Origin of the sequence: Catenulispora sp. MAP12-49, from assembly GCF_041262705.1 — a bacterium.
Lineage (GTDB): Bacteria > Actinomycetota > Actinomycetes > Streptomycetales > Catenulisporaceae > Catenulispora.
In genome coordinates this window covers 1-18,381 of the sequence record NZ_JBGCCP010000022.1, presented here as the reverse complement: position 1 = coordinate 18,381, position 18,381 = coordinate 1, and the positions used below count along the sequence as shown (strand labels likewise).

18 protein-coding genes and 1 pseudogene are annotated in these 18,381 nt (G+C 70.6%); 9 read left to right on the top strand and 10 right to left on the bottom strand.

Annotation, left to right across the window (positions count from 1 at the left end; translation table 11 throughout):
- Positions 1 to 7 precede the first annotated feature (7 nt).
- The 3 genes from ABIA35_RS32160 (at position 8) to ABIA35_RS32150 (ending at position 2,912) form a co-directional block, all read left to right on the top strand.
- The gene (locus tag ABIA35_RS32160) at positions 8 to 448 is read left to right on the top strand and encodes a WhiB family transcriptional regulator (RefSeq protein ID WP_370360410.1); all 441 of its coding nucleotides are present in this window, start codon (positions 8 to 10) and stop codon (positions 446 to 448) included.
- A gap of 137 nt (positions 449 to 585) precedes the next feature.
- The gene (locus tag ABIA35_RS32155; RefSeq protein WP_370360408.1) at positions 586 to 1,629 is read left to right on the top strand and encodes a ferritin-like protein; all 1,044 of its coding nucleotides are present in this window, start codon (positions 586 to 588) and stop codon (positions 1,627 to 1,629) included.
- A gap of 77 nt (positions 1,630 to 1,706) precedes the next feature.
- Positions 1,707 to 2,912, top strand: a complete 1,206-nt coding sequence (locus tag ABIA35_RS32150) for a low temperature requirement protein A (protein ID WP_370360407.1) — start codon at positions 1,707 to 1,709, stop codon at positions 2,910 to 2,912.
- Between the two features lie 29 nt (positions 2,913 to 2,941).
- Here the strand turns inward: ABIA35_RS32150 and ABIA35_RS32145 are convergent, their stop codons facing one another.
- The 3 genes from ABIA35_RS32145 to ABIA35_RS32135 all read right to left on the bottom strand — a co-directional run bounded on the left by ABIA35_RS32145 (position 2,942) and on the right by ABIA35_RS32135 (position 4,555).
- Positions 2,942 to 3,352, bottom strand: coding sequence for a cupin domain-containing protein (locus ABIA35_RS32145; protein ID WP_370360405.1), 411 nt, complete (start codon positions 3,350 to 3,352; stop codon positions 2,942 to 2,944).
- Positions 3,353 to 3,450: 98 nt separating this feature from the next.
- A complete protein-coding gene (locus ABIA35_RS32140) occupies positions 3,451 to 4,278 on the bottom strand; it encodes an SAM hydroxide adenosyltransferase (protein ID WP_370360404.1) in 828 nt (275 codons plus the stop codon).
- A gap of 139 nt (positions 4,279 to 4,417) precedes the next feature.
- On the bottom strand, positions 4,418 to 4,555 hold the full coding sequence (locus ABIA35_RS32135) for a hypothetical protein (RefSeq protein ID WP_370360403.1): 138 nt from the start codon (positions 4,553 to 4,555) through the stop codon (positions 4,418 to 4,420).
- Positions 4,556 to 4,749: 194 nt separating this feature from the next.
- On the opposite strand from ABIA35_RS32135, the gene ABIA35_RS32130 reads away from it, so the two are divergent.
- The 3 genes from ABIA35_RS32130 to ABIA35_RS32120 all read left to right on the top strand — a co-directional run bounded on the left by ABIA35_RS32130 (position 4,750) and on the right by ABIA35_RS32120 (position 7,297).
- Entirely contained in the window at positions 4,750 to 5,634 is an 885-nt protein-coding gene (locus ABIA35_RS32130; protein WP_370360402.1) for an ABC transporter substrate-binding protein, read from the top strand.
- Between the two features lie 125 nt (positions 5,635 to 5,759).
- Positions 5,760 to 6,542 carry an amino acid ABC transporter permease gene (locus tag ABIA35_RS32125; RefSeq protein ID WP_370360537.1) on the top strand — a complete coding sequence of 261 codons (783 nt, stop codon included), beginning with the start codon at positions 5,760 to 5,762 and terminating at the stop codon, positions 6,540 to 6,542.
- A complete protein-coding gene (locus ABIA35_RS32120; protein ID WP_370360401.1) occupies positions 6,539 to 7,297 on the top strand; it encodes an amino acid ABC transporter ATP-binding protein in 759 nt (252 codons plus the stop codon). Before ABIA35_RS32125 ends, ABIA35_RS32120 begins: the two co-directional genes overlap by 4 nt.
- Position 7,298: 1 nt before the next feature.
- On the opposite strand, the gene ABIA35_RS32115 is transcribed toward ABIA35_RS32120, so the two are convergent.
- From ABIA35_RS32115 to ABIA35_RS32105, 3 genes are all read right to left on the bottom strand, one after another.
- Positions 7,299 to 7,922: a glyoxalase gene (locus ABIA35_RS32115; protein WP_370360400.1), complete on the bottom strand. Its 624-nt coding sequence runs from the start codon at positions 7,920 to 7,922 to the stop codon at positions 7,299 to 7,301.
- A gap of 102 nt (positions 7,923 to 8,024) precedes the next feature.
- Positions 8,025 to 8,519 carry an iron chaperone gene (locus ABIA35_RS32110; RefSeq protein ID WP_370360399.1) on the bottom strand — a complete coding sequence of 165 codons (495 nt, stop codon included), beginning with the start codon at positions 8,517 to 8,519 and terminating at the stop codon, positions 8,025 to 8,027.
- 27 nt (positions 8,520 to 8,546) lie between these two features.
- Positions 8,547 to 8,903 (bottom strand): VOC family protein, encoded by a 357-nt coding sequence (locus ABIA35_RS32105; protein ID WP_370360398.1) that lies wholly within the window; start codon positions 8,901 to 8,903, stop codon positions 8,547 to 8,549.
- 128 nt (positions 8,904 to 9,031) lie between these two features.
- On the opposite strand from ABIA35_RS32105, the gene ABIA35_RS32100 reads away from it, so the two are divergent.
- Positions 9,032 to 11,848: a LuxR C-terminal-related transcriptional regulator gene (locus ABIA35_RS32100; protein ID WP_370360397.1), complete on the top strand. Its 2,817-nt coding sequence runs from the start codon at positions 9,032 to 9,034 to the stop codon at positions 11,846 to 11,848.
- Here ABIA35_RS32100 and ABIA35_RS32095 read toward each other — a convergent pair.
- The 3 genes and pseudogenes from ABIA35_RS32095 to ABIA35_RS32085 form a co-directional block, all read right to left on the bottom strand.
- On the bottom strand, positions 11,810 to 12,346 hold the full coding sequence (locus ABIA35_RS32095; RefSeq protein WP_370360396.1) for a hypothetical protein: 537 nt from the start codon (positions 12,344 to 12,346) through the stop codon (positions 11,810 to 11,812). The two genes, ABIA35_RS32100 and ABIA35_RS32095, sit on opposite strands and share 39 nt — an antisense overlap.
- A 15-nt stretch (positions 12,347 to 12,361) precedes the next feature.
- Positions 12,362 to 13,237: a metallophosphoesterase gene (locus tag ABIA35_RS32090; protein ID WP_370360395.1), complete on the bottom strand. Its 876-nt coding sequence runs from the start codon at positions 13,235 to 13,237 to the stop codon at positions 12,362 to 12,364.
- A 778-nt stretch (positions 13,238 to 14,015) separates the two neighbouring features.
- A pseudogene (locus ABIA35_RS32085) lies at positions 14,016 to 15,047 on the bottom strand (chloride channel protein); the annotation flags it as partial.
- A 189-nt stretch (positions 15,048 to 15,236) separates the two neighbouring features.
- Between ABIA35_RS32085 and ABIA35_RS32080 the strand changes: the two are divergent.
- On the top strand, positions 15,237 to 15,785 hold the full coding sequence (locus ABIA35_RS32080; RefSeq protein ID WP_370360394.1) for a MarR family winged helix-turn-helix transcriptional regulator: 549 nt from the start codon (positions 15,237 to 15,239) through the stop codon (positions 15,783 to 15,785).
- A gap of 224 nt (positions 15,786 to 16,009) precedes the next feature.
- Complete coding sequence (locus ABIA35_RS32075; RefSeq protein ID WP_370360393.1) at positions 16,010 to 17,539, top strand: Na+/H+ antiporter; 1,530 nt, start codon at positions 16,010 to 16,012, stop codon at positions 17,537 to 17,539.
- A gap of 113 nt (positions 17,540 to 17,652) precedes the next feature.
- Here the strand turns inward: ABIA35_RS32075 and ABIA35_RS32070 are convergent, their stop codons facing one another.
- The gene (locus ABIA35_RS32070) at positions 17,653 to 18,279 is read right to left on the bottom strand and encodes a TetR/AcrR family transcriptional regulator (RefSeq protein ID WP_370360392.1); all 627 of its coding nucleotides are present in this window, start codon (positions 18,277 to 18,279) and stop codon (positions 17,653 to 17,655) included.
- Positions 18,280 to 18,381 lie beyond the last annotated feature (102 nt).

The window sequence follows — 18,381 nt, the reverse complement described above, 5'->3', positions numbered from 1 at the left end:
TAGCGCCATGTCGTTGGTACATCCCGGCTGTCGGCCCACTGTCACAAAAGCGCAGGGTTTCCGGTCAACACCGTCGGATGCAGATGAGGAGCTGACGACGATGAACGGAACAGGGCCACGGCCCATCGCCGCCCTGTGGAAATGGCAGGAGTCTGCGGCATGCCGCGACATGAACAGCTCACAGTTCTACTCGCCGACGGGCGAGCGCGGCGAAGCACGGAGAAGGCGAGAGGATCACGCTCGCGAGATCTGCGACGGCTGCCCCGTGCGCACCGACTGCGCCCGGTTCGCCCTGGCGAACGGTGAGGAACACGGGTTCTGGGGCGGCATGACCGACCAGGAGCGGATCAAGCTGCTCCGTCGCCCTCGTGTCGGGTCCTCCAGCGCTTCGGCGGTCAGGTCCGGCGACCGGTGGGACCAGCCAGGCAGCCCGCTGCGCACACCATGAACACGATGTAGGTGGCCGGAGCGTCAGACAAGGCGTTGCTGTTCTGGTGTGGATCACGTCAGCGGGCGGCTGTCACAAACCGGGGCCGGTCCCGGTCTCAGTTGGTGTGAACCGACCCGCCGAACCGAGGTACCACCATGGAGAACAGGGACGCCCACGCCATCGGCACGCTGGACGATCTGCGTCGTCACCTGCAGTGGGCGATCGAGCTGGAGCACGCGACCATCCCGCCCTACATGTGCGCGCTGTACTCGCTGCACCCCGGCCGCAATGGCGAGGCCGCGCAGGTGATCGGGACCGTGCTCACGGAGGAGATGCTGCACCTGGCGCTGGCTGCGAACCTGCTCAACGCCGTGGGCGGCGCGCCGGCGATCGACACCCCGGAGATGTTGCCGCCCTACCCCCATCCGCTGCCGCACGGTGACGAGTCTGTGGCGATCCACCTGCTTCCCTTCGGCCCCGAAGCCCTCGACCTGTTCCTGCGGATCGAGCAGCCCGCCTCGGCTGACGCACCGCCCCAGTCCGACCGGTACCGGACGATCGGGCAGTTCTACGCCGCCATCGACGCTGGCTTGCGCTCCCTGTGCGACGAACTGGGCGAAGAAGCCGTCTTCTGCGGCGACCCCCGGCGGCAGATCGGCGAGATGCATCTGGCGGGCGGTGGCGGCCAGGTCATCGCGGGCGACGATCTGAAGTCAGCCCTGGCCGCTCTGGCCGAGATCATCGAGCAGGGCGAGGGTGCCGCACGCACCGATGTGTGGGACGGCGACGTCGACGTCTTCCATCCCGAGCGTGACGAGGTCGCGCACTTCTACCGCTTCCAGGAGCTCCGCTTCGGCCGCCGCTACCAGGCCGGAGACACGCCGCAGTCGGGTCCCACCGGCGAGGCGATCGCGGTGGACTTCGACGCGGTGCAGCCGATGCGGCGCGATCCCCGCTCCGCAGACCATCCGGAGATCAGCCCGATCCGGGCGGCCCAGCAGCAGTTCGACCAGACCTATTGCCTCCTGCTGTACCTGCTGGAACAGGCCTTCAACGGAGACCCGAGCCAGCTCAAGGACTCGGTCGACGTGATGTACCAGCTTCGCGCCCAGGCGCAGAGGCTTGTGCGGATGCCCGACGGTGACGGCATGACAGCCGGACTGACCTTCGAATACGTGCCGCCGGAACTGCGCACCTGAAGACAGCACCGGACGCGGGCGCGGAGACACGCCGGATTCCGCCGCCCGCCGCCCGCCGCAGGAAAGGAGCAGGGACCATGACCGAAAGCGATGCCGGTTCCGCGGACCGCGGGCTGTCGAGGACGTTGTCGCGGGTCATGGTCCGGCGCGACCCCGGGGAAGCGCACCGCGCGGCCACCCCGCTGGAGCTCTTGTTCGATCTCTGCTTCGTGGTCGCGGTCGCGCAGGCGGGTGCCAGGCTCGTGCACGCGGTGGCCCAGGGGGATGCGGGACACGGGGTCCTCGGCTACGCCATGATCTTCTTCGCGATCTGGTGGGCCTGGATGAACTTCACGTGGTTCGCCTCGGCGTACGACACCGACGATGTGCCCTACCGGCTCGTCACGCTGGTGCAGATCGTGGGCGCACTCATTCTGGCAGCCGGCGTTCCGCGGGCCTTCGACCGCGGGGACTACTCCGTCGTCCTGGCCGGATACGTGGTGATGCGGCTGGCCCTGACCACGCAGTGGCTCCGGGCAGCGCGTGGTGAGCGGGGCGGCTCCCGAACCACAGCTCTGCGGTACGCGGGAGGTATCGCCCTTCTGCAGGTCGGGTGGGTGGGCTTCGGGCTCGGGCCGCACAGCGATAGCCAGGTATGGGTGTTCGTCCTGCTCGCGGCCGCGGAACTCGCGGTACCGGTGGTCGCCGAGCGCAGCGGCCCGACCCACTGGCATCCCCGCCACATCGCCGAACGGTACGGGCTGTTCACCCTGATCGTCCTGGGCGAGACGATCTCCGCCGCGACCGTGGCCGTGCAGACGACCGTGGACAAGGGGAGTTACCGGAACCTGCTGCCGATCGCGGCGGGTGGACTGCTGATCGTCTTCGCCGCCTACTGGATCTACTTCGTCGTCCCCATCCACGAGCATCTGCGCGGCGCGCGAAGCGCCTTCTTGTGGGGATACGGCCACTACCTCATCTTCTCCAGCGCCGCGGCCATCGGCGCCGGGATCGAGGTGGCGATCGAGCAGGCGGTCGGCGAGGCTTCTGTCAGCACTCTGAGTGCCGCCGCCGCGATCACCATCCCGACAGCCGTGTTCGTCTTCTTCACGTGGCTCCTGCACGCGAGACGCCACGAGTCGTCCGCGCGACAGCAGGTCGTCTTACCGCTGACCGCCGTGGCGATCCTGGCCTGTACGTTCGCGGGCAGGTGGGCCGTGTTGTACGCGGGCGTCGTGGCGGCGGCGAGCGTGGCGGTATCCCTGTGCATGCGCCGCCCAACCCCCGACGCGAGCGAGGGTTAGGCGCGCGCCGGCTACGCCGCCGTGGGCGATCAGGGCTGGTTGAACCGCAGGTGTCGACGCGCGGCGAGCTCCTCCGCGCCGACCAGGGTCAGAACCGGGGTGCCGGGAAGGGCGAACATGGTCACCACCAGCTGCGACTGTGCGTCGGCGAGGTTGTTGCCGCCCTGGTAGTGGATGACGTCGCCACCGGGCTCGAACACGGCGTCGCCGGCTTTGAGCACCCGGGGCGGCCGACCCTCCAGCTCGAAGAGGATCTCGCCCTCGGTCACGTAACCGAAGAGCGGCCCGGGGTGCCGGTGCGGCGGCGCGCCGGGATCGCCAGGCGCGAGGGTGACCCGGACGGTCCTGGCCTCCGCGCCGGCCGGGATCCGGGCCGCCGCCGCCGGCATGGTTTCGATGATCTCGACGCCGGGCGGCAGGTGTGTGTGCTGAGCGTTCATGTCTTCCTCCGAGAGAGAGCTGTCTACAGCGAGGACAGGACTGCCTTCTCGTTTGTGACAGCCGTCTTGGCAGCCACCGCAACCGCCAGCGCGCATCGTCAGCCCAGAACGGTCGCGCCCTCGTACAGCCCGAATCGCTCGGCGGCGTTCCCGCCCCGGATGACGAGTTCGGCGAATCCGAACCCGGAGCTGCCGACGGTCAGCGCCGGTACGCCGTGCGGCACGTCGGTGAGGCGGCGGTGGCACTGCACGTCGTGCAGGCTGCCGTCGGCCTGGTCGCGTATCCGCAGCGTGCCGCCCGGTGCGTAGCCGGCGATGCGGGTGGCCGGCCGGTCCAGTTTGCAGTTGCCGAAGTTGTCGATGACCGTCACCCGCACGTCTTCCTGGTTCAGCGGGCTGATCGGGCTGGGCGTGTGGGGTACCGGCCGGCCGTCGTGGACCCACTTGGCCAGCAGCGGCTGGTACCACAGGGACCGGAACTGGGAGTCGGCGATCGCGTCGATCTCGTCCCGGCTGAAATCGGCCCAGTTCGCGGCGGCGGCCTCCAGCGTCGTGCGGATGTCGGTCACGTGGATCTCGGTGATGCCCAGGTGTTCGCGGACCAGGGACAGGACGCGGTCGCCGAGTGTGGTCACCACGAGGTCGCGGCCGTGGTGGAAGTAGCCGAAGGGGACCCCGTTGGGCCATGCCCCGTCGCGGGGCGCGATGTTCACCAGGATCACCACCGGTTCGCCGGCCGAACCCAAGTGCTGCGTCGCCCGAAGGACGTCGAGCAGGGTGAGGGCCGCGGTGCGCTCCGGGTCGGCTCCGGTCAGCGGCAGGATCGTCGGGTTCTGGCCGAACAGCGCGGCCAGGCGGACGCCGAGCCGGGCGGTGGCGTTCGGGTCGGTGCAGTCGGTGATGTGGACGACCGGCGGCTGGGGCATGGCGGGCTCCTGCTGGATGCGGATGGCTGTGGGCGGATGTGGCTGGATGCGGATGGATGTGCATGGATACGGCTCTTCACGGGCAACAAAAAACGGACCCCCTTCGGAGGTCCGTCGTGAACTCGAGCGCAGCGCGAGATCAGCGATGATCCTCCGGGGTCCCGGACATCATCGGCATCATCATCATGGCGAGGCCGCGCTGCATGCCCGCCAGGATGCCACGCGGTGGCCCGGCCGCCGGTGCGGCGTCCACATCCCGACACACGAGCGTGCCCATCTCATCATCCGACCGGTTTGAAGCGGGGTGCCGTCCGCGGTCTACTTTCTAGCCATGAACGGAAGCCCGGTGTCCCTCACCCGCCGGCGGCACGTGGACCACAGCCGCTGCTCGGCTGACCTGTGTCGGGGGCACGCCGGCCGGTCGTGAAACCCTCCCTCTTTCCGTTCCTGACATCCCACATGGAGCCTGCCATGTCCCTGCCCGCGTTCCGTACCGCGCTGACCCTCGGCGTCGGGGCCGCTCTGGTCCTGGCCGCCGCCGCGTGCTCGCCGGCGAGTTCGAAGCCGTCCGCGGCCGCCACGAACACCACCCCCGGCGCCGCCGACTGCTCGCCGGCGGCCCTGCACCTGGTCACCAAGGGCACGCTGACCGTCGCCACCGACACCCCGGCCTACGCCCCCTGGTTCGACAACAACACGCCGTCCGACGGCAAGGGTTTCGAAAGTGCCGTCGCCTACGCGATCGCCGCGAAGCTCGGCTTCACGCAGAGCCAGGTGAAGTGGGTCGTCGAGCCCTTCGACAACAGCTACGCGCCGGGGCCGAAGAACTTCGACTTCGACCTGAACCAGATCTCGATCACCGACGAGCGCGAGAAGGCCGTGGACTTCTCCTCCGGCTACTACACCGTCACGCAGGGGGTCATCACGTTGAAGACCTCGAAGTACGCCGGCGCCGCCTCCCTGGCGGCCCTGAAGCCGGCCAAGATCGGCGTCCAGGTCGGCACCACCAGCATGCAGGCCGTGCAGGGCAAGATCGCGCCGTCGCAGCAGATCGCCGTCTTCAACACCACCGACGACGAGGTCAACGCCCTGAAGAACGGCCAGATCGACGCGCTGGTCACCGACCTGCCGACGGTGTTCTACCTGACCGGCTCCTCGATCGACGGCGGCAAGGTCGTCGGCCAGTTCGACTACACGGACTCCGGCGTCGAGCAGTTCGGCGCGCTGTTCGCCAAGGGCAACCCGCTGGTCGGATGCGTCGACGGGGCCATCGCCCAGCTGAAGTCCGGCGGGCAGCTGGCGACGCTGACCACGCAGTGGCTGTCCACGTCCGCCGCGGCCCCGAAGCTCGGCTGACCCGGGCCGTGTCCACGACCGCATCGCCGGCGCCGCCGGGCTCCTCCGAGCCCGGCGTTCGCCCGCCCAGCTCGCGCCAGCTGGAACGTGAGGCCTACCGGAAGCGCAAGCACCGCCGCGACCGGATGATCGCGATCGGCTGCACGCTCGGGTTCGCCGTGGTGGTCGGCGTCCTGGTGGCCACCTCGCCCGGCTGGCCGCGCTTCCGCGAGTCGTTCCTGTCCTGGTCGGTGTTCCGCTCCTCGATGCCGGACATCCTGCGCGGCTTCTGGCTGAACATCCAGATCTTCATGGTCGCCGAGCCGATCATCCTGATCCTGGGCCTGGCCGTGGCCCTGGTCCGCACCACCAAGTCCCCGGGGCTGCTGCCCTTCCGGCTGGCCGCGACCTTGTACGCCGACGTCTTCCGCGGCGTCCCGACGCTGCTGCTGGTCCTGGTCGTCGGTTTCGGCCTGCCGGCTCTTCAGCTCAGCGGGACGCCGAAGGACCCTGTGGTGCTCGGGGTGGTCGCGCTGGTGCTGTCGTACGTCGCCTACGTCTCAGAGGTCTTCCGCGCCGGACTGGAATCGGTCCACCCCTCGCAGCGCACCGCGGCCACGGCGCTCGGCCTGTCGGAGCGGCAGACGCTGCGCTACGTCATCCTTCCGCAGGCGATCCGCAACGTCGTGCCGCCGCTGCTGAACGACTTCTCGGCGCTGCAGAAGGACACGGCCCTGGTCTCCACGCTCGGCGTGGTCGAAGCCCTGCGGCAGGCACAGATCCACGAGTCGCTGACGTTCAACTACACGCCCTACGTCGGCGCGGCGCTGCTGTTCATCGCGGTCACCGTCCCGCTGGCGCGCTACACCGACCGCCTGGCGCGGCGCGCCGCCGCACGGCAGCAGGCCGGGGGAGGGGGAGCCCGATGAGCGGCGAGACCCTCGACGACGGCGCGCTGCTGCGGTTGCGCGGCGTCCACAAGCGCTTCGACGGCCGCACCGTCCTGGACTCGATCGACCTCGACGTGCCCGCGCACCAGGTGGTCTGCCTGATCGGCGGATCCGGCTCGGGCAAGTCGACCCTCTTGCGCTGCGCCGACCTGCTGGTCGAGGTGGACGACGGCACCATCCACCTGGGCGACACCGAGCTCACCGATCCGGCCCTCGACCGACGCCTGGCACGCCGCCGCATCGGCGTGGTGTTCCAGGCCTACAACCTGTTCCCGCACCTGAGCGTGCTGGACAACGTCGCCCTGGCCCCGCGCCGGGTCCTGGGCCGCTCGCGCGAGCAGGCCGAGTCCGAGGCGATGGCCCTGCTGACCCGCCTCGGCCTGGCGGACAAGGCGAAGGACTACCCCGACCGGCTGTCCGGAGGGCAGCAGCAGCGCGCGGCGATCGCCCGCTCCCTGGCGACCGAACCCGAGGTCCTGCTCTTCGACGAGATCACCTCGGCCCTCGACCCGGAACTGGTCGGCGAGGTCCTGGCCGTGGTCGCCGACCTCAAGGACCGCGGCTTCACGATCCTGATGGCCACCCACGAGATGGACTTCGCCCGGCACGCCGCCGACCAGGTCTGCTTCCTGGAGAACGGCGTCATCCGGGAGCGCGGTGAGGCGGAGCAGGTGCTGACCGAGCCGCGCGATGCCGCGACGCGACGGTTCCTGGCCCGGCTGCTGGATCGCTGATTCAGCAGGCCGCACGCACGGCCTCCCAGCCCAGGCCGTCCGGGTCCGTGAAGCTCCGGTCCCCGCCGGCGGTGATGGCCAGGCGGCGGGATCCGGTGCCCTCCGGGTCGATTCCGGCGTCCTTGGCGGCGGCGCGGCGGGTGTACATGGCGAGCTTGACCGGCGAGGGCGCCGTGTCGAACTCGACGTACTTGCTGCCGAAGCTCTTCGCGACGGTCAGTCCGCGGTCGACGTAGAACTGCTTGGTGGTCTTGACGTCCGTGACGCCGAGCAGGAGGACGAAGGCGTCGATGGCGCGCGTCGCCGGGGCGCTGTCCTTCTTCTCCGAGGTCGAGATCTTCCAGATGGCGCCGTCCGGTGCCTGGATGATGCCGCCGTAGCCCCAGAAACTCTTCTTGGCCGGCTGGAGCACCTTGGCGCCGTGTTCGAGTGCTGCCGCGGTGAGCAGGTCGGCGTTGCCGGGCTGGGAGACGACGAGCGACAGCAGGTAGCCGCGGAAGCCGGTTGTCGGTGCCTCGGTCGCACGGACGCGCAGCCGGTCGTCCAGGCCGAACGCGGCGGCGTAGAAGGCCTCGGTGGCCTCGGGCTCGGGGGACTCGAGGATGACGGATTCGATGACGGGCATGGCGGTGCTCCTTCGGTGTGTCGGGAGGTCGGGAGGTCGGGAGGTCGGGGAGTAGGGGAGTAGGGAGGCCGGGGATCGTGGCGGGCCGGGCGGCGTGGTATCTCAGGCCGCCGCGCGCGCCACCAGGTCGGCGATCCGCTGCTCGTCGGCGGCGGACAGCGTGGTCAGGGCGAAGGCGGTCGGCCACATGGCGCCGTCGTCGAGGTTCGCCGGGTCGTTGAAGCCGAGGGTCGCGTAGCGGGCCTTGAACTTCGCCGCGCTCTGGAAGAAGCACACGATCTTGCCGTCCCGCGCGTACGCGGGCATCCCGTACCAGAGCTTCGGTGTGAGGTGGGGCGCCGCCGCCCTGACGACGTTGTGGACCTGCTGGGCCAGTGTGCGGTCGGCGTCGTCCATTTCGGCGATCTTCGTCAGGACGTCGTTCTCGCCGTCCGCCTCGGACGCCTTCGCGCCGCGCCGCTTGGCCGACTTCAGCTCCTGCGCGTGGTCCTTCATCGCGGCACGCTCATCGGCGGTGAAGCCGTCGTAGCCGGTGCTCGCGTCGGCCTTCGCGGCCGGCTTGGCGGTGCGCTTGGCGGTGGTCTTCGTGGTGGTCATGTGATTCTCCTATTTCTGTAGCGCCGGTCACTGGTCCTGGAGCAGTCCCAGGACGTTGCCGTCCAGATCGGTGAAGGTGGCGACCAGCCGGCCCCGGCCCACGTCGCGCACGGGCTCTCGGACGCGAGCCCCTGCGGCAGTCACCGCCGCCAGGGCCGCCGCTATGTCCGGCACCTGCCAGTAGGCCACCGGCGAGGTCATGCCCTGCGGTCCGCCGTCGGGCACCAGGCCGACGTGGAGTCCGGCGACGTCGAATCCGACGTAGTACGGCGTGTCGGTCTGCGGGTCCATGCCGAACAGCGCCGCGTAGACGGCCTTCGCGTTCGCCAGGTCGGCGACCGGGTGCAGGAAGGTCTTGATGCCCTGCGTCGCGGGTTCGGACATGTTCGCTCCTGTTGGTCGGGGGTCCCGGCGGATCGGCCGTGCTCACAGCCTCCCGCCGGGCGGGGTGCGGTCACATCCGTGGCGGCCACGGATCCGACCACGGAACGGCATACGGAACAATGAGCGGCGTGGACACGACCGCGGAGGTCTCGGCCCGTGAGGCAGAGGTGTTGGCGCTGCTCGGGGAGCACCTCACCAACGCCGAGATCTCGGCACGGCTGTTCATCTCCGTCCGTACCGTCGAGAGTCACGTCTCCTCGTTGCTGCGCAAACTCGGAGAGCCCGATCGGCGGGCGCTGGCCCAGCGGGCGGCGGCCGGCGCGGCGGACACCGGCGAAGCGCCCCGGCCGGCGCCGAAGCTGCCGCGGCCGCTGACCCCGTTCGTCGGCCGCGTCCGGGAGAGCGCTGAGCTGGCCGAACTGATCAGGACGAACCGCCACGTGGTCGCGACAGGGCCCGGAGGCGTCGGCAAGACGCGGCTGGCACTGGCGGTCGCCGCGCAGGCGTCCGGTGACTTCCCCGCCGGGGTGTGGTTCGTCGACCTGGTGCCGGTGACCGAGCCGGGCATGGTCGCGGCCGCCGTCGCCGCCGCGCTCGGCATCGGCGAGCAGCCCGGCGCCGGTCTGGAGGAGTCGGTGGCCGCGGCGTTGGCCGGCCGCCGTGCCCTGCTCGTCCTGGACAACTGCGAGCAGGTCCGGGACGGCGTGGCACCGTTCCTGGAGCGGCTGCTCGGGACCTGCCAGGAGCTGACGGTGCTGGCGACCAGCCGCGCCCGGCTGATGGTGCCCTTCGAGCGGGTGTATCCGGTCCCGCCGTTCTCCCTGGACGGCGGCGCCGACTCCGACGCGGTCGCGCTGTTCGTCGGCCGGAGCGAGGCGGTCGGCTGGGTGCCGGATGCCGCGCAGCGCGGGCGCGTCGTCGAGATCTGCGAACGGCTCGACGGTATGGCGCTGGCGATCGAGCTCGCGGCGGCGCGGCTGCCGACGCTCGGACTGGACGGTGTCGGCGCCGCGCTGTCCGATCCGCTGCGGATGCTGACCGGCGGTTCGCGCGCCGACGACCGCCACCGCTCCGTGCGCGCCGCGCTGGACTGGAGTCACGCGCTGCTGGACGCCGACGACCAGGCGCTCCTGCGGCGGATCTCGGTGTTCGTGGCGCCGTTCACTCTCGGCGCGGCCGCCGAGGTCGCCGGGGCCGAGACGGTCGTCGCGGCCGACGGCCTGGCGCGTCTGGCGGAACAGAGCCTGCTGACCGTGACGGTGTCCGCCTCGGCGACCGCGTACCGCGCGCCGGAGACGATCCGCCGGTACGGGACGGAGCGTCTGGCCGCCGTCGGCGAGCTGGACGACGTGCGGCTCCGGCACCTCCGCTGGAGCCTGACAGCCTCCGCCCGACTCGCGCAGGACGCGTCCGCGGACGCCGCATCGGACCGGCGCGCCCGCTTCGACGCCGTGGCCGACGACCTGCGCGCGGCGCTGGCATGGGCGGCCGAGCAGCCGGATCAGCGGGCTGACGCGTGCCGGCTCGCGGGCCACCTGGCGCGGGCGGCGTTCGCCCGACAGCTGATCGGCGAGTCTCAGCGCCGCTACGAGCAGGCGGCCGGGCTCGCCGACGCCCCGGCCGTCGCCGCGGAGATGCTGCGGCACGCCGCCGCGGTCGCGGGATGCCGCATGCGGGGCGACGACATGCACCGACTGCGCATCGAGGCCGCCGACGCCGCCCGCCGCGGCGGGGACCTCGGCGCGGCCGCACGCGACCTGGCGACCGCGGCCGGCGACGCGTACCGGTTCGCGAGCAAGTTCGCGCAGCCCTTGCCCCCGCAGGAGGCGAGTGCGCTCATCACCCAGGCGCGCGAGCTCGCCGCCGACGATCCGGCCGCCCTGGCCGCGGTGGCGACGGCCGAAGCCGGACGGACGCTCACCGACGCCTTCGCCGGCGGGCGCACGGCCCAGGACGCCGCCGCGGGGGCCATCGCGTCCGCGGAACACGCGGTCGACCTCGCGCGGCGCGTCGGCGACCCGCTGGCCGAATCAGCCGCGCTCGACACCCTCGTCGGTGCCCGGAGCTGGGCCGGCGACGCCTTCGCCGCATCGGCCACGGCACGGCGTCGGGCCGAGCTGCTGGAGTCCGTCGCGGACACGCCGTCCGGCACGCTCGAACTGATCGAGGCACTCGGCGAGGCCGCCGAAGCCGGCGTCGGCACGGGAGACCTGCGGGGCGCTCGGCGGTGGGCCCAGCAGCTCGCGGACCATCCGCTGCTGGCGGAGGTCGGTCACCGCGCCACCGGCGGTCTGCTGGTGACCGGCGCGCTGAGCGGCGACATCCCGGAAGTACTGGCGATCAGCGACCGCTTCCTCGAAAGCTGGCAGCGGGCCGGCCGCCCGACCGGATCGGTCCTGGGCCCGGCGGCGGCCGGCGTGGCGATGATCCACGGCCTCCGCGGAGACCACGAAGCCGAGCGCGCATGGGACAGGGTGCTGCGGCAGATCGACGAATCGCCGTGGGCGACCTACGGATACGGCGCGGTCTTCGCGGCACTGAACCTCCTGCACCACGGCCGGGCCGAGGAGGCGCTTCAGCGGATGACGCCCGGCCCGGACGCGGTCTGGAGGTGGGTGACGTGGACCTGGCTCCACTGGTACGTGGCGCTGCGCGCCGAAGCCGCTGCCCTCGCCGGCAGCCCCGACGCCCGCGATTTGGTCACGCAGGCGCGCGCCGTCGTGGCGGGCAACCCCATTGCCGGCGCGCTGGTCGAGCGGGCCGAGGCGCTCCTGGACAACGATCAGGAGCGGGTGCTCGCCACGGCAGCCGTGTTCGACGCCGCCGCCTGCCGGTACCAGTCAGCCCGGACCCTGGTGCTCGCCGGAGGGGACCACGCCGTGCTGGGCGACGCGGCGATCGCCGATCTAGGCCTGGTTCCCGTGGTTCCGATCCGGCGGCCGTGACGGCATCGCTGACTGCCCGCACGCGACCATCAGCAGTATCCCGACCGGTACGACGACCACCCCGATGAGGATGGTGACGAACCCGACGACGCCCGCAGCGGTCAACCCGGCCGACAGCGACCAGGCGCCAACCCTCGCATTCCGCGAATCGGCCAGGATCCCGCGATGGAGCAACAGCCCCACGACGATCGCGGCGACGAGGGGAATCGCGGCGATGCCGAGCGCGGAAGCGCCGAAGTGGGTCAGCAGGGTGACGCGTGGCGCAGCGGTGAAGACAGGAGCCGCCGTGGATACCGCGCTCGGCAAGTCCGCGGCCGGGGCGACTGCCGAGGTCGGAGCGGATTGCACTGTGACAACGGGCAGGATCGCGGCGGCCGCCAGAATGACCAGCCCCAGCCCCGCCGCGATCCCTACGAGGACCACCAGTGCCCTGACCCGTGTCCGTACCTCGTATCGAAGGTCCGGGCTACGGCTCGAGCCCGTATTCTCCCAGCTCATGTGAACACCTCCGGGTCAGACCATGGCCAGGATCCGGGAGAGATCGAGGTCTTCGCCGCTGACTTCGGCGAGCCAGTCGTCGTGGAGGTACTCGAAGGTGCGGGTCTCGGTGTCGAGCAGGCCGATGCTTCCGGCCGAGACCCTGTGCTCGGGGTTGGCCGGCTCGGGGTTGTATCGGGTGGTGTTGGGGGTGACGAGCTGAGCCAGCGCGTAGGAGACGGTTCCGCCGTAGTACCGGGGCCCGTTCTCGTGGTGGACGTGCCCGCTGATGTGCAGGGGCGGCTGGAGGTGGTCGATGAGCGCGGTCAGCTTCGCAGAGCCTTGCATCTCCCCGCGCCGGTTGCGGGACATGCCGTGGGGGCCTTCGTGGGTGACGAGCACGTCGACACTGCCGGGTTCGGCGGCGAGCAGCCTCGCGTAGGCGGCCTCGTCGAAGTCCATCTTGCCGGGCGCCTCGATGAGGCCGAGGAACGCCACGCGCAGCCCGGCGACCTCCATGACGTGTCCGCACACGACGTGGTGAAACGCGCCGAGGGGATCCACCGTCGCGATATCGGACGCCGCGGCTGCGTGCAGGGACGCGAGCCATTCGTGGTCTTCGTGGTTCCCGCTGAGGAACAGGATCGGGGGCATTTGCGCGAGCGCGGCGCGAACACCGGCCGTCAACTCGGGTGAGGGATTGAGCAGGCGGAAGAAATCACCCTGTGCGGGGTTGTCCGCGATGAAACGGCGGCTGGGTTCATCGAACCGGTCGGCGCCGGGATACGCACCCAGATCTCCGACCTGGATGACGGCATCGAGACGGATGTTCCGACGGCTCTGCACCATGAGGACGCTGCCGAACGCGTGCAGCACGCATCCGTGCACGTCGCCGATGAAGGCGACCTTCATTTCCTGGTTCTCCTTCGCTGTGGGACGTAGTGGTGGCGTCCCCAGCGGCCGAGCGGCTCAACGGCGAGATGTCGACTACCGGTACCGTGCCCGGTCGCCCACGACCCATCGCTGAGCCGGCAGGTCGGCCGACAGGGGTCGGGAGAAGTATCGCCGACGGTGCGGGACGGCCGTCAAGGCCGGGGAAACCCGGTGCCGACGCGGTTCTCCGGCAGCGCGCTCGCCGCCCAAACGCAGCGGGAAACGTGTAACCCCCTGACGTATCTCTTCCGAGCGGGGCCGTCGTGGACACGAGGGCCGACCCGCTCTCGCCGATTCGAGAGGAAGAGATGAGCAACCGATCAAGTGGGTCTGCGACGTGGGGGAGACCAGGCGGCAGATCCAGGGCGGGGACGGCGTTGGTCGCCTTGGCGGCGACCGCGGCGTTGACGCTGACGGGGGTGTCGGCGGCGCAGCCCGCGCGGGCGGACATACCCATCGGTACCATCGGGACGATCTTGGGTGACGTGAACACGGTCGGCAGCTATATCCAGACGGAGCAGACGCTGTACGGCCTCTACAGCAAGTACATCCTGGGGAATCCCAGCGACCTGGACCAGATCACGGCCCTGATCAAGCAGTCCCAGCAGCAGATCGTGGGCCAGATCGACGCCGTGGCCACCGGGCAGGTGAACTCCGAGGCCGATCTCGCCGTCGAGCAGTTCGAGAACATCGAGACCATGTCGCCCGACACCCTGGCGAGTTTCACGAGCCAGACGGTCAAGGCGGTCACCGACGCCATGTGCTGGGCGATCTGGCCGAAGACCGATCCGGCCATCGCGCCCATGAACAGGGACGGGGCGAACACGCCGCCGGAGCCGCCGATGCCGATGGTGAGGCTGGTGGCGGCGATCTTTCCGACCAGCAACACCAGCAGGAAGCCGATCGCGTACTTGCCGGCCACCGCGTTGCCCAGCACCGGGTATCCGACCCCGTACATCTGCGGCAGGAGCAACAGCAGGACACCCAGCAGCAGGCCGCCGACGGCCGGCCGGGCCCACTCCGGCCAGCGCCAAGCCCAGTCGCACACGTCCTCGATCAGGTAAAGGATCTTCGAGAAGCCGACGCCGACCGCCCCGGCCACCACACCCAGGACGGCGAACAGCAACAACTGTCCGGGACGAGCGGTGTGGAAGGCCGGGAGCACCAGGAACGGCACGTTCCCGAACGCCGCCCGGCCGATCACGGATGCGACCACCGATGAGAGCACGATCATCCCGAAGCCCTCGGCGGCGAAGGACGTGAGGATCAGCTCCATCGCGAAGAACACCCCGGCCAGCGGCGCGTTGAAGGTCGCCGCGATCCCGCCGGCCGCGCCGCACGCGACCAGCAGCCGCATCCGGTCCTCCCCGGCTCCGACGACCCTGCCGAAGGTGGAGCCCAGCGCGGAGCCGATCTGCACGATCGGTCCCTCCCGTCCCACCGACCCGCCCGACCCGATGCAAAGCGCCGAGGCCAGGGACTTGACCACCGCGACCTGCGGGGCGATCCGGCCGCCCTTGCGCGCGACCGCGAACATCACCTCCGGCACGCCGTGCCCGCGCGCCTCCGGTGCGAACTTGTAGACCAGCGGGCCGTAGACCAGGCCGGCGAGCACCGGTGTGAACAGCACGAACCACATCCCCAGCCACGGCACGTGCGGGTTGGCGGCGTGGCCGGCGGCAGAGTAGTCGGCGTGGCCGGAGAACGCCTGTGTGAGGGTCTTGATCAGCCAGCGGAACACGACGGCGCCGACCCCGGCCCCGGCCCCGACGAGCAGGGCCAGGACCACCAGACCGCTGCGGCCCGCAGCCAGGGTGTTCAGCAGGCGGTCCAGTCCGTTCCGGGAAGGCAGCGGCAGGTTTCGGGAGGGGGTTCGAGGGGCCGTGTCGCTTGCGGAGGTCATGGTTTGCATTATGCAAACAATGGCGTCGGTGCGGTCAAGTCGGCCCCATGCGGCAAAGGCGGTAGAACAGTGGACATGAGTCCGCGAACCACCAGCGCACGGGACAGCGCGAAACCCTCCGGGCAGACCCGGGGCGCCGACGCCGGAGCCGGAGCTGTCGGCGACGTCGACCGGGTCACCGAGGCCGTGCTGACCGCCTCCCGTCTGCTGGTCGCGGTCTCGGCGCGGTCGCTGAACGAGGTCGAGGACAGCCTGACGCTGCCGCAATTCCGGGCCCTGGTCGTCCTGGCCTCCCGCGGGCCGCTACGCCTGACCCACCTGGCCGAGCACCTCGCGGTCAACCCCTCCACCGCGATGCGTATGGCCGAACGTCTGGTTGTCTCAGGGATGATCGACCGCGCCCCCAACCCGGAAAACCGGCGGGAGTCCATCCTGACCCTGACCGACACCGGACGCCGCGTCGTCGAACAGGTCACGGGACGACGGCGTGCCGAGATCGCCGCCATCGTCGAGAGCATGCCCGCTCCTCAGCGCGACGGTCTGGTGGAAGCTCTGGAAGCATTCAGCGCCGCCGGCGGTGAGCCCCCGGCCGGCCATGACCCGATCCCCTTGGGCTGGGAATGACCGGGCGGGTTTCGGAGGAGTCGCCGGCTGCCGGCATCGCGACGTGGTCAAGACATCCTCATCGCTGCGCGCCTCTGGCATGAGCAGGTCGTGAGATCGGTGTAGCGACGGCGTTTGCCGATCATTAGGATCGACCATGGTGTGCCGGGAAGACTGGTCGGCTCGGGAATCCCGATACCCGCCGGAGGTGTCGGACCCGACTATCGGGTCCGAGGTGAGCTCCGGTGCTGCACGTGGTGGGGGTCGTGCTGTTTCTGGTGGTGCTGGGCACCGCCGTGGCGACGTTCGCCCGCCGGTGGGGGATCCCGGCGCCGTCGCTGCTGGTCCTGGCCGGGATCGCGGTCGCGCTCGTTCCCGGCGTGCCCGGGGTTCATGTGGCTCCGGATGTCATCGCGTTGGTGGTGTTGCCGCCGCTGTTGTACGCCTCGGCGGAGGAGATCTCCGTGCGGGCGTTGCGCCGGGTGTGGGCGCCTGTGCTGGTGCTCGCCCTGGGGCTGGTATTGGCCACCGCTGCCGTGATCGCTTCGTTGGCCTTGGCGTTGACCGCGCTGTCGGCGTCGATGGCGTTCGTGCTGGGTGCGGTGTTGGCCTCGACTGATCCGGTGGCGGTCACGGCGTTGGGCCGCCGGCTGTCCCTGCCCGGGCGGATCCAGGTGCTGGTGCAGTCGGAGAGTCTGTTCAACGACGCGACTTCGCTGGTGCTGTTCAAGGTGGCGGTCGCCGGGGCCGTTGCCGGATCAGTGGGCGTGCTGGGCTCCGTGGGGAAGTTCTTCGTGCTGGCCGGCGGCGGGATCGGGGTGGGTCTGGCGGTGGCGGCGGTGGTCGGGGTGTTGCGCTCGCGGACTGCCGATCCGGTGCTTCAGACGGTGATCGCGCTGATCACTCCGTACTGCGCCTACCTGCTGGGCGAGTCGATCGACGTCTCCGGCGTCACCGCGGTGGTGGTGGCCGGCGTCGCCGTCGGCAGCCTCGGCGATCGGATCACCGATGCCGGGACCCGTCTGCATGTGCAGAGCGTGTACGCGGTGGTGGTGTTCGGTCTGGAGTCGGTGGTGTTCTCGCTGATCGGGCTGGAGTTGCCGACGCTGGTGCGGGATCTCGGACGGGGCAACGGATGGTGGCCGGCTCAAGCAGCGCTACTGGCGGCTGCGCTGATCGGTACCAGGGTGCTGTGGGTGTGGCCGACCACCGCGGCGGCCCGGTCGGCCCTCGGCTATCCGCGCTGGCCCTTGACCCGGGTGGTGACCTGGGCCGGGACCCGCGGCGTGATGCCGCTGGCGGCTGCCTTGTCGATCCCGCTGGTCGCCGACGACGGCGCGCCGCTGCCCGGCAGGCCGCTGGTGCTGGTCCTGACCACCGCCGTGGTCGCCGCCACCCTCACCGTGCAGGGGCTGAGCCTGGCCGGGATCGTGAAGACCTCCGGGCTGGCGATCGCCCCGGAACACACCGCGGCCAAGGAGACGGCAGCCCGCGAGGCGATGGACCGCGCCGTGGTGGAGTACCTGGACGATCTGGCCGCCGTCGGCGGAATGAATCCGGTCGCCGTGCAGCGGCTGCGCAGCCGCTACGCCGAACGCCTGGACCCCGACACCGACGCCGCGCTGCTGGACGACTTGGCCACGCTGCGCCGGGACGTGCTCAGCGTGCAGGCTGCCGAGCTGCGCCGGCTGGTCGCCGAGGAACGGATCGGGGACGGGATGCGGCGCCGGTTGCAAGCCGAGCTCGACCGCCGAGAAGCGGGGTTGGACGCCTGAGTTGGACGCCTGAGAGGAAGTACGCATCCGGCAGGCCGGAGGCGGGCGGCCATCGGGTTCGCGGGCCGCGAAGAAGACCGAGCCCGTCGAGCGCCAAGGCACCGACTGACGGCTCAGCGAGGCCTTGTGTGCTGCGCGATGTGATCGATGGCCGCGTCCAAGGCGACTTCCAAGGGCTTGACCCGGCGCTGTAGTTGGGTGAGCAGCAGCCCGCCCTGAAGTGCTGCCAGAGTCGCCAGGGCCAGGTCGTCGGGGTCCGCGTTCAGTTCGCCGCGGGCGTGCATCGCCCGCAGGCCGGCCTGGATCGCCGACTCCCAGCGCAGGAAGCCGGAGGCCACGGCCAGGCGGGCGTCGGGGTTGGTTTCGGCGACTTCGCTGCCCAGCGAGCCGATGGGGCAGCCGCCGCGGCACTGCATGCGCAGTTGGTACTCCACCAGCGCGTCACGCCACTGGCGCAGGCCCTCCAGCGTGTCCAGTTTGTCGAAGAGGGGCCGCTGAAGCTCCAGCACGGCCTCGGTCTGGTACTCGATCACGGCGAGCAAAAGGGCCTGCTTGTCCGCGAAGTAGTGGTAGATCTGCGAGCCGCTGACGCCCGCCGCCGCGCGCACTTCCTCCAACGTGGCCTCGGTGACGCCCTGTTCGTACATGAGCTGGGCGGCGGCGGCGACGATCCGTCGCCGGGTCTCCTGGCCCTTGCGGGTCAGCGGCTTCGTGCTCGGAGCGTGCGTCTCGGCGGTCACGTCTCCACGCTAGAGGGCTTTCGGATCGGGTGTCGCGGGTTGTAGGTCGAGTCCGGTCTTGGCGATGAAGCCGGCCAGGGTGCCTGGCCGGTACTGGAGACG

Coding starts and splice junctions, on each gene's coding strand:
- ABIA35_RS32090 (WP_370360395.1), bottom strand. CDS start 13,237: ATGAAGGTCGCCTTCATCGGCGACGTGCACGGATGCGTGCTGCACGCG.
- ABIA35_RS32135 (WP_370360403.1), bottom strand. CDS start 4,555: ATGGGCACGCTCGTGTGTCGGGATGTGGACGCCGCACCGGCGGCCGGG.
- ABIA35_RS32160 (WP_370360410.1), top strand. CDS start 8: ATGTCGTTGGTACATCCCGGCTGTCGGCCCACTGTCACAAAAGCGCAG.
- ABIA35_RS32130 (WP_370360402.1), top strand. CDS start 4,750: ATGTCCCTGCCCGCGTTCCGTACCGCGCTGACCCTCGGCGTCGGGGCC.
- ABIA35_RS32080 (WP_370360394.1), top strand. CDS start 15,237: ATGAGTCCGCGAACCACCAGCGCACGGGACAGCGCGAAACCCTCCGGG.
- ABIA35_RS32095 (WP_370360396.1), bottom strand. CDS start 12,346: ATGAGCTGGGAGAATACGGGCTCGAGCCGTAGCCCGGACCTTCGATAC.
- ABIA35_RS32145 (WP_370360405.1), bottom strand. CDS start 3,352: ATGAACGCTCAGCACACACACCTGCCGCCCGGCGTCGAGATCATCGAA.
- ABIA35_RS32115 (WP_370360400.1), bottom strand. CDS start 7,922: ATGCCCGTCATCGAATCCGTCATCCTCGAGTCCCCCGAGCCCGAGGCC.
- ABIA35_RS32105 (WP_370360398.1), bottom strand. CDS start 8,903: ATGTCCGAACCCGCGACGCAGGGCATCAAGACCTTCCTGCACCCGGTC.
- ABIA35_RS32140 (WP_370360404.1), bottom strand. CDS start 4,278: ATGCCCCAGCCGCCGGTCGTCCACATCACCGACTGCACCGACCCGAAC.
- ABIA35_RS32125 (WP_370360537.1), top strand. CDS start 5,760: ATGATCGCGATCGGCTGCACGCTCGGGTTCGCCGTGGTGGTCGGCGTC.
- ABIA35_RS32150 (WP_370360407.1), top strand. CDS start 1,707: ATGACCGAAAGCGATGCCGGTTCCGCGGACCGCGGGCTGTCGAGGACG.
- ABIA35_RS32120 (WP_370360401.1), top strand. CDS start 6,539: ATGAGCGGCGAGACCCTCGACGACGGCGCGCTGCTGCGGTTGCGCGGC.
- ABIA35_RS32155 (WP_370360408.1), top strand. CDS start 586: ATGGAGAACAGGGACGCCCACGCCATCGGCACGCTGGACGATCTGCGT.
- ABIA35_RS32110 (WP_370360399.1), bottom strand. CDS start 8,519: ATGACCACCACGAAGACCACCGCCAAGCGCACCGCCAAGCCGGCCGCG.